The following is a 13,477-nucleotide window of genomic DNA, read 5'->3' as shown; positions in this document are numbered from 1 at the left end:
GGTGGATCAGTCACTTTATTTGCTGACTGTCACACTGCTATCGGGAGCAAGCCCCCTCCCACAGTTTTGATTGGGGTATGGCTTTAGCTCATCCAGTTGCCGCCATCCACGTTATAGGTTTGCGCCACCACATAATCAGCCTCCTTTGACGCCAGGAAGATTGCCATTCCGGTGAGGTCTTCAGCCGTACCCATCCGCCCAAACGGCACCTCTGCTCCCACCCGCCGCTTCTTCTCGCCAGGCGCCAGCCCTTCATGCTTGGCGAACAGCGCATCTACCCCGTCCCAATGCTCTCCATCCACCACGCCGGGGGCGATGGCGTTGACGTTGATGCCCTGCTTGATCAGGTTGAGCCCCGCCGATTGCGTGAGGCTGATCACTGCCGCCTTGGTCGCGCAGTAGATCGCCACCAACGCTTCGCCACGCCGCCCGGCCTGGCTGGCCATGTTGATGATCTTGCCGCCGTGGCCCTGGCTGATCATCTGCCGGGCGGCGGCTTGCAGGGTGAACAGCGTGCCGGCGACGTTGATCGAGAACAGCCGATCAAAGCTGTCGCGGGTGATGTCGACGATGGGCGCCAGGTCGAACAGCGCCGCATTGTTGACCAGGATGTCGAGCTTGCCGGCCTGGGCGACCACGGCGGCAATTGCGTTGTCGATGGAGGCCTGGTCGGTGACGTCCATCGCGACCGCGTAGGCCTGTGGGCCAAGCTCGGCGGCGGTGGCCTGGGCCCGCTGCAGGTTGATGTCGGCGATGGCGACGGTCGCGCCTTCATGGATATAGGCCTGGGCAAACGCGCGGCCAATCCCGCGCGCCGATCCGGTGATCAGCGCGCTCTTACCTTCGAGTCGTTTCATAAGGCAGGTGTCCTTTGAACATTATTTGGGATAGCCGGCGCGTTTCATTTCGCGCTCGGTGGTGGACTGCGCCTGGAGTAACGCCTGCTCAACCGACATGCCCCCCGTCAGCGCCGCCGAGAACAGCTTGCCGACGGACGTGCCGATGGCCTGGAACTCCGGGATGGTCACGTACTGGATGCCCACGTACGGCACGGGTTTGGCCGACGGGTGCGCAGGGTCGGCGTGTTTCATCATCTCCAGGGTCACCTGGGCAAACGGTGCTGCCTTGAGGTACGCCGCGTTGTAGGTGGACTGGCGGGTGCCAGGCGGTACGTTGGTGATGCCTTCTTTATCGGCGACCAGCTGGATGTAGTCCTTGGACGTGGCCCAGGCGATAAAGGCCTTGGCGGCGTCCTTGTGCTTGGACGTGGCCGGGATGGCCAGCGACCAGGCGTACAGCCAGGAGGAGCCTTTGTCGGTGACTTCGGTGGGGGCCGCGGCGAAGCCTACGCTGTCGGCGACTTTGCTCTGGCTCTTGTCGGTGGTGAAGGAGCCGGCGACGCTGGCATCGACCCAGATCGCGCACTTGCCGCTGTTGAACAGCGCCAGGGTCTCGTTGAAGCCGTTGCTGGATACGCCCGGCGGGCCGTATTGCTTGAGGGTGTTGACGTAGAAGTTGGCGGCGGCGGTCCATTCGGGGCTGGTCAATTGCGGCTTCCATTGCTCATCGAACCAACGCGCACCGAAGGCGTTGGCCATGGTGCTCAGCAGCGCGATGTTCTCGCCCCAACCGGCCTTGCCGCGCAGGCACATGCCGTATTGGCCGTTGTTCTTGTCCGTGAGCTTGGCGGCGAACTCACCGAGCTGGGTCCAGGTCGGGTGCGTGGGCATGCTCAGGCCGGCCTGCTTGAACAGGTCGGTGCGGTAGTAGGTGACGGTGCTTTCCCCGTAGAACGGCAAGGCATACAAGGTGCCGTTGACCGACAGGCCCTGGCGCACCGAGGGGAAGATATCGTCGGCGTCGTAATCGGCCGGCAGTTGGGTCAGCGGTTCCAGCCAGTGCTTGGCGCCCCACAGCGGGGTTTCGTAGGTGCCGATGGTGAGCACGTCGAACTGGCCGCCCTGGGTGGCGATATCGGTGGTGAGGCGCTGGCGCAGCACGTTTTCTTCCAGCACCACCCACTTGAGCTGGATGTCCGGGTGCTGCTGCTCGAACACCTTGGAGAGGCGTTGCATGCGGATCATGTCACTGTTGTTGACGGTAGCGATGGTCACGGTGTCGGCTGCCTGGCTGGGCATAGCCAAGGCCAGGCCGGAAAGCAGGAACAACGCTTGCGGAATCTTGGACATAGCGGTTTCCACCTGTTGTTTTTGTTGTTGAGGGCCGATTACAGCAGCTTGGGCCCAGCCCTCACAAACGCATGGCGAATGCGCGGCTGATACTTTTTTAACCGCTGGTTCAGGAGCAAAAAAGTATCAGTGCCGGGCGAAACCGGGGGTAGCGCAAGGATTGCCAACCCGCGTATTTTGAGGCGATTGCACCCATAGAAGAGGCATCAGCATGCCCGTCAGTCGCGCCACGCTGTTCGAACACCGCCCCGCCGAGCTTGAGGTGATCCTGCCCGAGCCGCAGCACTGCTTTCGTTGGTTCGAACACGACTACCCTTACGATCTGGCGCGCTGGAACCACCATCCTGAATTCGAAATCCACCTGATCCGCCAGGGCAGCGGCAAGCTGGTGGCGGGCGACTATATCGGTGCGTTCGGTGCCGGGCATGTCGCGCTGATCGGCCCGGACCTGCCCCACGACTGGATCGGCGAACTGGCTCACGGTGAACACCTGGCCGGCCGCGACGTGGTGCTGCAATTCGACGGCGCCGCCCTCCTCGCCCTGCGCAAGACCCTGCCGGAACTCGGCGACTTGCACGCGCTGTTCGAACACGCCCGACGTGGCCTGGAGTTCAGCGGCGACACCGCCGTGCAGGCTGCAAGCTTGATGGAGGCCATCGGCAGCGCCCATGGCCTGCAACGGCTGATCCTGTTCCTGCAACTGCTCGACTGCCTGAAAAACGCCCCGGCGCAGCAGGTAAAGGCCCTGGCCAGTCCCTGTTACGCACCGACCCTGGACGCCCGCAGCGCCGAGCGCATCAACAAGGCGTTCGACTACCTGATGCGCGAACTCACCGGCGACGTGCGCCTCTCGGTGATAGCCCAACAGTTGGACATGAGCGAACCGGGCTTCTCACGCTTCTTCAAGCGCAACACCGGCCATGGGTTTATCGACCTGATGCGCAAATTCCGCGTGCAACGCGCCTGCCGGTTGCTACTGCAAAGCGAGATGTCGGTGGCGGATATCTGTTTTGAAGTGGGCTACGCCAACCTGTCCAACTTCAACCGGCACTTTCGGATCGAGATGCACCAGACCCCCAGTGAATACCGCCGCGAAACGCCGATGCACCTGTTCAACCCCATCGAAAAAATGACACCCAGTCATTTCTGATCAAAAGGTCGACTAATTCAGCTTTTTTCCATGGCATTCAAGCCATTGAGCAAAGTTGGTACAGCCTGTGCAAACGTTTGCGGTACGAACTTGGCAGCCAAGTTCACCTTCACCCGATGAATCGGGTTCAAACCGCGTACGAATAGGGACTTTCAATGCACTCCACCTCTAGGCCCCGTGTTTGCTTTGGTGTTTCCTTGCTACTGGCCGCCGTTACGGGAGTACTCAGCGCACCCATTTTGGCGCAGGAAAAACCCGCCGATGACTCAGCACAGGGCGAAAGCCTGAGCCCTGAGGCCAGCCCGGCGAAAAAAGGCGTCTATCTGTCGGAATGGTTCAACCAGGACCTGACGCTGATCGGCAGTAAAGACATCAGCTTCGGTCCCAAGCCGCAGGATGATGTGTACCTGGAATACGAGTACTTCGGCCGCAAGGGGCCCTTCGAGTTGTACGGCTACATCGACGTGCCGAAGATCCTCGGCATCGGTAACAGTAACGACAAAGGCGCGTGGGACCATGGCTCGCCGCTCTTCATGGAGCACGAGCCGCGTATCTCCATCGATTACCTGGCCGGACGCAGCCTGGCCATCGGCCCGTTCAAGGAATGGTATGTGGCGTTCGACTGGATCTACGACCACGGCAGCAATAAAGCCAACCGTGCCAACACCCTGTACAGCGGCCTCGGCACCGACATCGACACCCACTCGCGGGTCAACCTGTCAGCGAACTTCTACGGGCGTTACCAGTGGGAAAACTACGGCGCCAGCAATGAGTATTCCTGGGACGGCTACCGCGCGCAGATGAAATACATCGTGCCCATCGGCAAGTTCGACAACGGCGCCTCGCTGACCTATATCGGCTTCACCAACTACGATTTCGGCTCGGACCTGCACAAGGACAACCCGGCGCGCACCGCCAACGCCCTGGTGGCGACCAACGTGCTGCTGTATTCCTTCACCCACCTGCGCTTTACCCTGGTCGGTCGTTATTTTCATAACGGCGGCAACTGGGAAGATGGCAGTGAGTTGAACTTCGGCGAGGGTAACTTCCGCGCCCGCTCCGACGGCTGGGGGTATTACGCCGGCGTGGGCTACCAATTCTGATCAAGGAGTATTAGATGAATACATTTACCCGTCTCTCGCTGGCGGTCGGCCTGGCCCTGTTGCCCCACGTGGTGTTGGCTGACTCTGCTGCCCCCATCAAGCCCAAGGTGATGCTGATCACCATGTTCGCCCCCGAGGCGCAAACCTGGATCGACCGCCTGGAACTCAAGCAGGAAGTGCGCGTGCCCGGCCTGTCCGCCGAATACCCGGTGATCCGTTGCAACACCCAGGACGTGTGCCTGCTGGTGACCGGCATGGGCCAGACCAACGCCGCTGCGTCCACCCTGGCCTTGGCGTTGTCGCCCAAGTTCGACCTGCGCCAGAGCTATTTCCTGATCGCCGGGATTGCCGGGATCAGCCCCAAACACGGCACTATCGGCACCGCCGCCTGGGCCCACTACCTGGTGGAATTCGGCACCCAGTGGGAGCTGGATTCGCGGGATGCCCCCAAGGACTGGCCGACCGGTTATCTCGGCATCAACACCAAGGGGCCCAACGAAAAACCACCACTGGACTACAAGACCGAAGTGTTTGAGCTGAACCCCAAGCTGCAGGCCAAGGCGTTTGCGCTGTCGCACAACGTCGAACTCACGGAAAGCAAAGAGTCCGCCGCCTGGCGCAAACACTACCCCGCCGCTCCCGCCAACCAGCCACCGCAAGTCACCCGCTGCGACACGCTGGCGGGCAATACCTGGTTCTCTGGTACGCGCCTGAGCGAACGCGCCGAGGTGTGGACCAAGTTACTCACGGATAACAAAGGCGAATACTGCACCACCCAACAGGAGGACAACTCCACCTACGAAGCCCTGCTGCGCGCCAGCCGTGAAGGGTTGGTGGACATCCAGCGCCTGGCCGTCGTACGGGCCGGATCGGACTTCGACCGCCCGTACCCTGGCTACAGCGAAGTGGACAACCTGCTCAAATACGCCGATCAGGGTGGGTTCGTACCCGCGTTGGAAAACCTGTACCGCACGGGTAACCCGCTGGTACAGGCGATCCTCAAGAACTGGTCGGCATGGGAGAAAGGCGTTCCAGAAGCCTAGTGCGCCGCGAAATGTGTCAAGGCAGCAAGATGATCTTGTCCGCACTGCCTTGATTCACGTCCTCGTAGCACTGCACGCCATCGGCCAGCGCCACTTCGCGCAGGCCGGTCGGCAGCGGCAGCAGGCCCTCATCGAAGAAACGCCCGAACTGCTCCAGCATCACCGCGCACTGCTCACAGTTGTAGAGCAATGAATTGATCCCCACCACCGAGCCGCCCTTGCGATACAGGGCCAGGGCCGGCAGTTGTACATGGCCGTCCACCGGCGCGGCGATAATCGCGATGCGACCGAACGGCGCCAGGCCTGCCACGGCCGCCGGCAGCCAGAAGCCGGTGGTGTCGAAGATCACATCGGCGCCGCCCTTGAATACCGCATTGACCTGCGCGCCCAACTCTTCGGACTTGCCCAACGCAATCGCGTCGAATCCTTGCCCCTGCAACACCTCGACCTGGTCAGCCTTGCGTACCGCCGCCAACACCTGGGCACCCCGGATGTTCGCCAAGGCCAATGCCGCACTGCCCACAGCACCATTGGCGCCGATCACCAGCAACCGCGTGCCCTTGCCCACGCCACTGCGCTCCAGCGCATCCCAGGCGGTGGTGTACGGCACCCCCAGGCTGGCGGCCTGGGCAAAACTCAGGTGGGTCGGTTTGTGCGCGACGCCTCTGGCCGACACGGTGAGGTACTGGGCATGGGACCCGTCGGCGAAAAAACCCAGGTCGCGACCGGTGCCCCAGACCTCCTGCCCCACCAGCGCCTGCGGACCTTGCACGACCACGCCGGCAAAGTCGCGGCCCGGTATGCGCGGCACGGTGGTATAGGGGAAACGCCCGAGTACGTTCTTCACATCGCTGGGGTTGAGGCCCGCCGCCTTGATCTGTACCAGCACTTCATTGGCGGCCGGCACCGGCGTGGCGACGTCGACGAAGCTCAGGGCGCTGAGGTCGCCAGTGGTGGAGAATTGCAGTGCTTTCATGACCAGTATCCATCGAAGGGAGAAAAGGAATCAGGACCACCAACCGCTGAGCAACTGCCGCCCCATGGGCCAGAGTTTTTCGCCGAGCAGCATGCCCATCAGGCCCACCAGCGCGATGGCGGGCGGTGCGGGCGAACGGAAATCCAGCGCGCCGTAGATCACGCCGACAAAGAGGCCAATGGCAAGGGAGATCAGGTAATTCATGGGGGCGGCGCCTGGTGGGTTGATGGGCTTAGTGTAGGAAGCCCATCCCGGCAGCATCGGCCAAGCGCTTCAGGATTTCGGCCAACTCACGTACTGAGAAGGCGCCATCCCCAGTTCACGCCGGAACATGTCGCTGAAACTGCTCGGCGAATAGCCCAGGGAACGCGCGATAGCGCTGACCGACTGACCCTGGATCAACTCGGCCACCGCCGTCGCCAGTTGCACCTGGCGGCGCCATTCGGCAAAGCCCACGCCCAGGCTGTGCTGGAACAGCCGCGCCAAGGTGCGCACGCTGGCACCGGCCGCTTCAGCATGCTGCTCGAAAGGAATCTCCAGGGACGGCGCCGCCATCACTGCCTGGCACGCACTGACCAGCCGGCGATCGGCCTCCACCGGCATGGCGATACGGATCTGCGAGCGGCGCGCCCGTTGCAACTCCAGCAGGGCCAGGCCGACCAAGGCGTCGTAATAGCCGGCGTCACCGCTGTCGCCCTGCTCCACCAGCGTGACGATCAACTCGCGCAGCAGTCCGCCGACTTCGATCACCTGCACCTGGCTGTCCAATGTCGCCGCCAGGGCCGGTCGCAAGTAGATATTGCGCATCTGCAGATCCGACACCACGCGGATCCCATGCTCCACGCCCGGCGGCAGCCAGACCGCACGCTGGGGCGGCACCACCAGGGCCTCCCGAGGGGTCTCGACCCACATCACGCCGCTCATGGCATAGAGCAATTGGCCCCAGTCGTGGCTATGGGGCTCCACGTACAAACCACGCGGGTACGTGCGTGCCAAGGGCTGCACGGGGACGGCGTGATCACTGAGGTCGGGGGGAGCGGCCAGGGCCATGAGGTGCACGTCTATCGATGGGTAAGCCGTCATGGTAATGACCACCGCCCGACAATCCGAGTGAATTTTTGCCGCCTGGGGCGATCACTTGCTTACACCACCAGGGTTGATGGGCCAATGAATAACGCAAAACTGTTTGTGATCGACTACTCCCTCCATGGCGAAGCCAAGTCATTCATTATTCGCCTGGAAAAGCTCGATGCCGCCGAAGCCTGGCATTGGGCAAGCTGTGATGCCGGCGTGGGCCGTATCGGTCGTTTTGCCCGCGAGCAGGTGAAGAAGACCAGCCAGGAACAGGCCGAGAAGTACGGCATTACCAATGTGCAATGGCGCCGCTCGGATGCGCGCGCACAGGCTTGATCAAGGAGCGATAACCATGGATTCAATCAACGGCAAGGCGCGCATCGATTACACGCGCGACACCTTGTTCGGCCCGCTGGCCAGGCATGTCGAGTGTCAGGTCAGCCTTCAGCACAAACCCGGCTGGATGCTGCTGAAGGTGTTCCAGCCACTGCCGGATGATTTGCATGATGCGCAAACGCTGGTGTTTGCGCTGGAAGGTCGGCGGACCAGCGGCATTGTGAAAGACCGCAAGCGCTTGTCCGACCATAGCTTGCGCCTGGAGCTGGAAACCCAGTAACCCTTGCGGGAGTGCGGGAGCTGGCAAACCAGCTCCCCTTTGAGGTGTTCAGCCTTTGGCCGACTTGGCGCACTCGCACCCAGTGGCCGCCGCACATGGCTCGCCATGGGCATGGTGCTCGGCGCAGCCCTGGCAGCAATAGCCCTTGCCGTCCTTCATTACCGCATCAGCTCCCAGCACACACTTGCAGTGTGGGCAGGCACACGTTTGATCGGGCATGCTCAGACTCCTTCTTCATGGTCGTCCGGTGCGGCGAGTGCCTGCACCTTAAGCAGTGACTGCCAGCCGCCCGCGATGGTTCAAACCATCAGTCGGTGCGCGTGTTGCTGCGATACATGAACACCAGCGCCAGCGCCAGACAGGCCATCGCTACGATCCGACTGCCCGACAATTCGATCGCCGGGTTACCCAGCCAACCGAAGTTGTCGATCAGCATGCCCATGCCCAACTGGCCGACGATCACCGCCACCGTGGCGACGGCCGTACCGACTACCGGTACCGCGCCGACCATCACCATCATGTACACCACGCCGAACAACGCGCCGGTCAACTGCCATTTGGGCACGTCCAGTAAGCTGAGGGCCTGAGCCGGCTCGAAGAAGAAAATCAACAGCGCGGTGGTCAGTGCGCCCACCGCGAACGTCAGCAGACTGCTGCGCAACACACCGACCGACTGGCCCAGGCGACCATTGATTGCCGCCTGCACACTCAACACTGCACCCGCCGCGATCACCAGCACCAATAACAGAATCAGATTCATCGTCTTAACCTCGCGCAATCAGAACAAGTGCCGCCACAATCAACGCCAGTGCAATCCAGCGCTCGCCGTTCACACGTTTGCGCGCGGTGCCAAACCAGCCGAAATGGTCGATCAGCACGCTTTTGCCGACCTGCCCCGACAGAATCGCGATCATCGTCATGGCGATGCCGATATGCGGCGTGGCCAGGGTCAGCACCACCACGTACATCGGCCCCAGGAACCCACCGATCAATTGCCAGCGCGGCAGCTCGGACAGCGCCGGCCCCTTCTGCGGGCCGCTGAACAGCAGCAGCAAAAACAGAATCGCCGAGCCCACACCGAAGATGCTCAAGGTGGCCCACAGGTGCCCCACTTGCACGCCCAGCGGCCCGAGCAATCCTGCCTCGACCGACAAGCCCATGCCGGCCAGGATCACCAGCGGCAACAACAGCAGCCGTAGAAGGTTTTTCTTCGGCGTGGCGTGCGCCACGGCCTCGATGGAACTTGCTTGCATACATCACCTGCACATCAACAAAGGATTGGATGGCGCGCATTATCCGGTGGTCGTGCTGTGCAATAAATGGGAGCATGCGGACAACACCTTTGCACAAAACGCACAGCCTGGAGTCACGATGCAGGGTTTGAATGAATTGAGTTTCAAGGCGCTGCGCCTGTTCGTCGCGGTGCTGGATCACGGCAGTTTTTCTGAAGTGGCCCGCCGCGAAGGCCTGGCACCCTCCTCCATCTCCCGGCAGATCCAACTGATGGAACAGGCCCTCGGGCAACAGTTGCTCTATCGCCACACCCGCGCGGTGAGCCCCACCGAGGCCGGGCGCCTGCTGGGGCGGCATGCGCGCGTGATGCTCGAACAACTGGAAGCGGCCGGCCAGGCCCTGCAGGAACAGGAAAGCGAACCCAGCGGGCTGGTGCGCATCAACGCGCCGATGGTGTTCGGCCAACGTCACCTGTCTCCGTGGCTGGGTGAGCTGTGCCGGCGCTACCCGAAGCTGCAACTGGACATCCAGCAAACCGACACCTTCGTCGACCCGCTGCAAGACGGCACCGACCTGCTGTTTCGTATCGGCGTGCTTAACGATTCCAGCATGCAGGCGCGCATCTTCGCGCCCCAGCGCTTTCGCCTTGCCGCCAGTCCCGCCTACCTGGCCCGGCATGGCACGCCCCAGCACCCGCAGGAACTGCTCCAGCACCAGTGCCTGGCCTACAAAGGCATCACTGGCCAGCAACGCTGGTTCTTCCGCAAGGGCCAGGGGGACTGGACGCCCTACAGTGTCAAGGGCCCGATCACCGGCAACCACGCCGACACCCTTACCCACGCCGCCGAACAAGGCCTGGGGCTGGTGGTGTTTCCATCCTGGTTGATCGGCGAAGGCTTGCGCGCCGGTACCTTGCAGGCGGTGCTGACAGAATATGAAGTCGCGACCACGCTGGAGCCCCAGCAGATCGCGGCGTTGTGGCCGGGCAGCCGGCGCTTGTCGCTGAAAGTGCGCACGGTGATTGATTATTTTGTGGAGTGTTTTGGGACGGTGCCGTATTGGGATCGATGAGCGGCTGAGGAATACTCAGAACACCCACTGCCCAATCAACCACGCATTCGCCCCACTGATCAGCGCAAACAGAAACCACGCCAGCACCTTGGTGTGCAGGCGATTGACGAACGGCCCCATCAATTGCTGATCGCCGGTCATGCGGATCAACGGGTACAGCGCAAACGGCAACTGCAGGCTAAGCACCACCTGGCTGAGGATCAACAGCTTGCCAATGGCTTCGTCGCCCATCAGCCACACCCCTAGAAACGCCGGGATCAGCGCCAGCCCACGGGTGATCAGGCGGCGTTGCCAGCAGGGAATGCGCAGGTTGAGGTAACCCTCCATGATTACTTGCCCGGCGATGGTGCCGGTAAAGGTCGAGCTTTGCCCGGACGCCAGCAAGGCGATGCCGAACAGGATGCTGGCAAAGGCGCCGCCCACCAGAGGGTCAAGCAAGTGATAGGCGTCCTGGATCTCCACCACGTCGGTGTGTCCGCTCTTGTGGAACGCGGCAGCGGCGAGTATCAGGATGGCGGCGTTGACCAGCAGCGCCAGGGCCAGGGAGCCGATGGTGTCGATCCGGGCCAGCTTGACCGCATCCTGTTTGCTGGCGAGGTCTTTGCCGATCAGCCGGGTTTGCACGATAGAGCTGTGCAGGTAGAGGTTATGGGGCATCACCGTGGCGCCGAGAATACCGATGGCCAGGTACAACGGCGCGGCATCGCTGATGGCCGACAGTGATGGGGTGAAGCCACTGAACACATCCGGCCAATAAGGTTTGATCAGTACCAGTTCGATAAAGAAACACACGCCAATGGTCGCCACCAGCGCCAGCATGATCGCTTCCAGGCGGCGGAAACCCCGGTTTTGCAGGGCCAGGACCAACAGCGTATCGAAGGCGGTGATGACAATGCCGGTGGTCAGGGAAACGCCCAGCAGCAGGTGAAAGGCCAGGGCGCAGCCGAGCACTTCGGCGAGGTCGGTGGCGATGATGGAGATTTCCGCCAGCACCCACTGGGTGCGTGCGGAGCGCTTGCTATAGCGCTCACGACACAGTTGCGCCAGGTCCTTGCCGGTAGCGATACCCAACCGCGAGCACAGGCACTGCACCGCCATCCCCGCGAGGCTGGCCAGCAGCACCACGAACAACAGGCTATAGCCATAGCGCGACCCGGCTTCGATGGCCGTGGCCCAGTTGCCGGGGTCCATGTAGCCGATGGAGATCAGCAGACCGGGGCCGGCAAACATCAGGATGCGTTTGAAGAACGACGCCTTGGGGTCAACGACGACGGAACCCGCCACTTCCGGCGGGCAGAATGGCGCAGTAGCAATTTTCGGCAGGCTGAATTTCACGCGGTATCCCAGGCAAACACACTCGACAGGGGTTCAGCTTATCAGTCGGACACAACCGTGCGCATCACCGTCTCCCGAGGCAGGTCAAACGCGTCCACCACCTGAACCACCAAGTCCATCTCCTGGTTCAGCGCTTCACGCTCCATACGCTGGCGAATCACTCCGATCACCAGCACCGCCAGGGTGGTGATCGAATACGCCGGGCCGGAAAATGCACGCACGCCGCTCACCAACAGCATCGCCGCCGCCAACGCCTGGCCTACCACGGGGATCGCCGTGGCCGCACCACGGCGCAGGATAAACCCGGTCAACCCGGCCAGCGCCGTGCCGCTCAACGCCGTAGTGGCCGAGCGGCCGACATCGAAACGAGTGAACAGTCCCTGCTCTTTTTGTGCGGCGGCCTTGAGCTCAGCGTCGAATACCTGGCGGTCGGCGTTGCTGAGTTTGTCCTTGTACTGCTCGATCAGTTTTCCTGCGACCTGCGCTTCAAGGTCCGCCAGCGCCACGGTTCCTAAGGGCTCGGCAAACTTGATCCCCAGCCGCTGCGCCACCTCTTCGGCAATCTGCCGATAGCTCACGCCATGACCACGGGCCAGGTTCATAAAGCTGTCGCCGCCCATGCGCTGCAACTCGATGGCCAGCTTGAGCGGCTCGCGCACCGTGGCGTCAATCGATGCACTGCGCTTTTGCGCCATCAATTCGGCGAGGAATTTGAGCTCCTCCGGCCGCGCCTGCACCAGGGCCGCGAATAGGTCGGTGTCCTCTTCGGCAAAGCGTACTTCGCTGCTGCGCTGGTCGGAGCGGATCAGGCCGCGCCGCTCATGCAACAGGTCGGTGTACTGCACCACGGTCTGCAACTGCGGCCAGTAGGCGGCGTGATCGAAGGTAGCCAGGTGCACATTGGTGACCTTGGCCTTGAGCGCCGGCGTCACCGGGATCGCATACCGGCCGATACAACGCTCGGTATCCGGCTTCATGGCCAGGGCCCAGTCCTTGCTGGAATGACAGTTGATCACGCGCCCCTTGAGCGGCGCGCACACCTCATCCCAGGGGCTGGACGTACAGATCGCCCCGCCCATCAACAGCAGGTTGTCCAACGGCAGTTCCCGCGCGGTGTCCGGGCTGGCCAGCAGGCTCTTGACCAGAATCCGTGCGCCCAGGGAATGACCGATCAGGTTGATACGCCGCACCTCCAGCGACTCGCCGTGCAGGTAGCTGGCCAGCTCCGGCAGCAAGCTCCTGGCGACTTCGTCCACCCGCGCCTCGACGCTTTTGTAGTGGTCGAGAAAATAGGCAATCGCCTTGCCGACGCCTACGGTCGCGGCCCCCATGCTGCCACCACCCAGCATCGCGGTAATCACATCCTTGAACGGCGCAAACAGGTTTTCCAGGAAGTGCCCCGCAGGCCAGAACAACATCAGGTTGGTCGACCCTTCGATACCCGCGAGCTGCGCCTTGAAATTGCCCAGTTGTTGCCGGTTGAAGAACGCCGAGTAACCGTGAACATAGAGATTGAGCACATCACCCTGAGGCTCGCCGCACAATACGAAGGTGGGCTTGCGGGTGCGGTGCATTTCATCCCACTGGTGCTGCATGGGCGGTGACTCCTGGTGACGAGGGAGGGCGATAATAACAAAGGGAGGGCCTTAGCACGGTGAATCCTGACCGACGTGGCCGCTGCAAAGGC

Annotated in this window: 16 protein-coding genes; 6 read left to right on the top strand and 10 right to left on the bottom strand. The window is 62.2% G+C overall.

Annotated elements, in window-relative coordinates:
- Positions 1 to 83 precede the first annotated feature (83 nt).
- On the bottom strand, positions 84 to 857 hold the full coding sequence (locus J1G35_RS26985; RefSeq protein WP_053140635.1) for an L-iditol 2-dehydrogenase: 774 nt from the start codon (positions 855 to 857) through the stop codon (positions 84 to 86).
- A 21-nt stretch (positions 858 to 878) separates the two neighbouring features.
- Positions 879 to 2,189: a sugar ABC transporter substrate-binding protein gene (locus J1G35_RS26980; RefSeq protein WP_223016512.1), complete on the bottom strand. Its 1,311-nt coding sequence runs from the start codon at positions 2,187 to 2,189 to the stop codon at positions 879 to 881.
- A gap of 211 nt (positions 2,190 to 2,400) precedes the next feature.
- Here J1G35_RS26980 and J1G35_RS26975 point away from each other — a divergent pair, with 211 nt between their 5' ends.
- From J1G35_RS26975 to J1G35_RS26965, 3 genes are all read left to right on the top strand, one after another.
- The gene (locus J1G35_RS26975) at positions 2,401 to 3,339 is read left to right on the top strand and encodes an AraC family transcriptional regulator (RefSeq protein WP_223016511.1); all 939 of its coding nucleotides are present in this window, start codon (positions 2,401 to 2,403) and stop codon (positions 3,337 to 3,339) included.
- A 155-nt stretch (positions 3,340 to 3,494) separates the two neighbouring features.
- Positions 3,495 to 4,442, top strand: coding sequence for a nucleoside-specific channel-forming protein Tsx (locus J1G35_RS26970; RefSeq protein WP_223016510.1), 948 nt, complete (start codon positions 3,495 to 3,497; stop codon positions 4,440 to 4,442).
- Positions 4,443 to 4,456: 14 nt separating this feature from the next.
- Positions 4,457 to 5,485 carry a purine nucleoside permease gene (locus J1G35_RS26965; RefSeq protein ID WP_053140647.1) on the top strand — a complete coding sequence of 343 codons (1,029 nt, stop codon included), beginning with the start codon at positions 4,457 to 4,459 and terminating at the stop codon, positions 5,483 to 5,485.
- Positions 5,486 to 5,501: 16 nt separating this feature from the next.
- Here J1G35_RS26965 and J1G35_RS26960 read toward each other — a convergent pair whose 3' ends face one another.
- From J1G35_RS26960 to J1G35_RS26950, 3 genes are all read right to left on the bottom strand, one after another.
- Positions 5,502 to 6,461, bottom strand: a complete 960-nt coding sequence (locus tag J1G35_RS26960) for a zinc-binding alcohol dehydrogenase family protein (protein WP_223016509.1) — start codon at positions 6,459 to 6,461, stop codon at positions 5,502 to 5,504.
- 30 nt (positions 6,462 to 6,491) lie between these two features.
- Complete coding sequence (locus tag J1G35_RS26955) at positions 6,492 to 6,665, bottom strand: DUF1427 family protein (protein ID WP_223016508.1); 174 nt, start codon at positions 6,663 to 6,665, stop codon at positions 6,492 to 6,494.
- 69 nt (positions 6,666 to 6,734) lie between these two features.
- A complete protein-coding gene (locus tag J1G35_RS26950) occupies positions 6,735 to 7,511 on the bottom strand; it encodes a helix-turn-helix transcriptional regulator (RefSeq protein ID WP_223016513.1) in 777 nt (258 codons plus the stop codon).
- Positions 7,512 to 7,628: 117 nt separating this feature from the next.
- On the opposite strand from J1G35_RS26950, the gene J1G35_RS26945 reads away from it, so the two are divergent.
- Both J1G35_RS26945 and J1G35_RS26940 read left to right on the top strand, forming a co-directional pair.
- Entirely contained in the window at positions 7,629 to 7,871 is a 243-nt protein-coding gene (locus tag J1G35_RS26945; protein ID WP_053140656.1) for a DUF6555 family protein, read from the top strand.
- A gap of 16 nt (positions 7,872 to 7,887) precedes the next feature.
- On the top strand, positions 7,888 to 8,151 hold the full coding sequence (locus J1G35_RS26940) for a hypothetical protein (RefSeq protein WP_053140659.1): 264 nt from the start codon (positions 7,888 to 7,890) through the stop codon (positions 8,149 to 8,151).
- Positions 8,152 to 8,199: 48 nt separating this feature from the next.
- Here the strand turns inward: J1G35_RS26940 and J1G35_RS26935 are convergent, their stop codons facing one another.
- The 3 genes from J1G35_RS26935 to J1G35_RS26925 form a co-directional block, all read right to left on the bottom strand.
- A complete protein-coding gene (locus J1G35_RS26935) occupies positions 8,200 to 8,370 on the bottom strand; it encodes a metallothionein (RefSeq protein ID WP_082341077.1) in 171 nt (56 codons plus the stop codon).
- Between the two features lie 88 nt (positions 8,371 to 8,458).
- Positions 8,459 to 8,911 carry a DMT family transporter gene (locus J1G35_RS26930; RefSeq protein WP_223016507.1) on the bottom strand — a complete coding sequence of 151 codons (453 nt, stop codon included), beginning with the start codon at positions 8,909 to 8,911 and terminating at the stop codon, positions 8,459 to 8,461.
- Between the two features lie 4 nt (positions 8,912 to 8,915).
- Positions 8,916 to 9,404: a DMT family transporter gene (locus J1G35_RS26925; protein WP_053140665.1), complete on the bottom strand. Its 489-nt coding sequence runs from the start codon at positions 9,402 to 9,404 to the stop codon at positions 8,916 to 8,918.
- Positions 9,405 to 9,522: 118 nt separating this feature from the next.
- Between J1G35_RS26925 and J1G35_RS26920 the strand changes: the two genes are divergently transcribed.
- Positions 9,523 to 10,455: a LysR family transcriptional regulator gene (locus tag J1G35_RS26920; protein WP_053140668.1), complete on the top strand. Its 933-nt coding sequence runs from the start codon at positions 9,523 to 9,525 to the stop codon at positions 10,453 to 10,455.
- A gap of 15 nt (positions 10,456 to 10,470) precedes the next feature.
- Here the strand turns inward: J1G35_RS26920 and J1G35_RS26915 are convergent, their stop codons facing one another.
- Complete coding sequence (locus J1G35_RS26915; protein WP_223016506.1) at positions 10,471 to 11,790, bottom strand: Nramp family divalent metal transporter; 1,320 nt, start codon at positions 11,788 to 11,790, stop codon at positions 10,471 to 10,473.
- A gap of 41 nt (positions 11,791 to 11,831) precedes the next feature.
- Positions 11,832 to 13,385 (bottom strand): DUF726 domain-containing protein, encoded by a 1,554-nt coding sequence (locus J1G35_RS26910; RefSeq protein WP_223016505.1) that lies wholly within the window; start codon positions 13,383 to 13,385, stop codon positions 11,832 to 11,834.
- Positions 13,386 to 13,477 lie beyond the last annotated feature (92 nt).

Source organism: Pseudomonas sp. SH10-3B (genome assembly GCF_019891415.1).
In the GTDB taxonomy this organism is placed as follows: domain Bacteria; phylum Pseudomonadota; class Gammaproteobacteria; order Pseudomonadales; family Pseudomonadaceae; genus Aquipseudomonas.
The sequence above is the reverse complement of the archived record's forward strand: the minus strand, read 5'-3'. Positions and strand labels throughout refer to the sequence as shown.

What these genes read in the sequence shown, in the direction of transcription:
- J1G35_RS26985 (WP_053140635.1), bottom strand. Translation starts at nt 857, where the DNA reads ATGAAACGACTCGAAGGTAAGAGCGCGCTGATCACCGGATCGGCGCGC.
- J1G35_RS26980 (WP_223016512.1), bottom strand. Translation starts at nt 2,189, where the DNA reads ATGTCCAAGATTCCGCAAGCGTTGTTCCTGCTTTCCGGCCTGGCCTTG.
- J1G35_RS26975 (WP_223016511.1), top strand. Translation starts at nt 2,401, where the DNA reads ATGCCCGTCAGTCGCGCCACGCTGTTCGAACACCGCCCCGCCGAGCTT.
- J1G35_RS26970 (WP_223016510.1), top strand. Translation starts at nt 3,495, where the DNA reads ATGCACTCCACCTCTAGGCCCCGTGTTTGCTTTGGTGTTTCCTTGCTA.
- J1G35_RS26965 (WP_053140647.1), top strand. Translation starts at nt 4,457, where the DNA reads ATGAATACATTTACCCGTCTCTCGCTGGCGGTCGGCCTGGCCCTGTTG.
- J1G35_RS26960 (WP_223016509.1), bottom strand. Translation starts at nt 6,461, where the DNA reads ATGAAAGCACTGCAATTCTCCACCACTGGCGACCTCAGCGCCCTGAGC.
- J1G35_RS26955 (WP_223016508.1), bottom strand. Translation starts at nt 6,665, where the DNA reads ATGAATTACCTGATCTCCCTTGCCATTGGCCTCTTTGTCGGCGTGATC.
- J1G35_RS26950 (WP_223016513.1), bottom strand. Translation starts at nt 7,511, where the DNA reads ATGGCCCTGGCCGCTCCCCCCGACCTCAGTGATCACGCCGTCCCCGTG.
- J1G35_RS26945 (WP_053140656.1), top strand. Translation starts at nt 7,629, where the DNA reads ATGAATAACGCAAAACTGTTTGTGATCGACTACTCCCTCCATGGCGAA.
- J1G35_RS26940 (WP_053140659.1), top strand. Translation starts at nt 7,888, where the DNA reads ATGGATTCAATCAACGGCAAGGCGCGCATCGATTACACGCGCGACACC.
- J1G35_RS26935 (WP_082341077.1), bottom strand. Translation starts at nt 8,370, where the DNA reads ATGCCCGATCAAACGTGTGCCTGCCCACACTGCAAGTGTGTGCTGGGA.
- J1G35_RS26930 (WP_223016507.1), bottom strand. Translation starts at nt 8,911, where the DNA reads ATGAATCTGATTCTGTTATTGGTGCTGGTGATCGCGGCGGGTGCAGTG.
- J1G35_RS26925 (WP_053140665.1), bottom strand. Translation starts at nt 9,404, where the DNA reads ATGCAAGCAAGTTCCATCGAGGCCGTGGCGCACGCCACGCCGAAGAAA.
- J1G35_RS26920 (WP_053140668.1), top strand. Translation starts at nt 9,523, where the DNA reads ATGCAGGGTTTGAATGAATTGAGTTTCAAGGCGCTGCGCCTGTTCGTC.
- J1G35_RS26910 (WP_223016505.1), bottom strand. Translation starts at nt 13,385, where the DNA reads ATGCAGCACCAGTGGGATGAAATGCACCGCACCCGCAAGCCCACCTTC.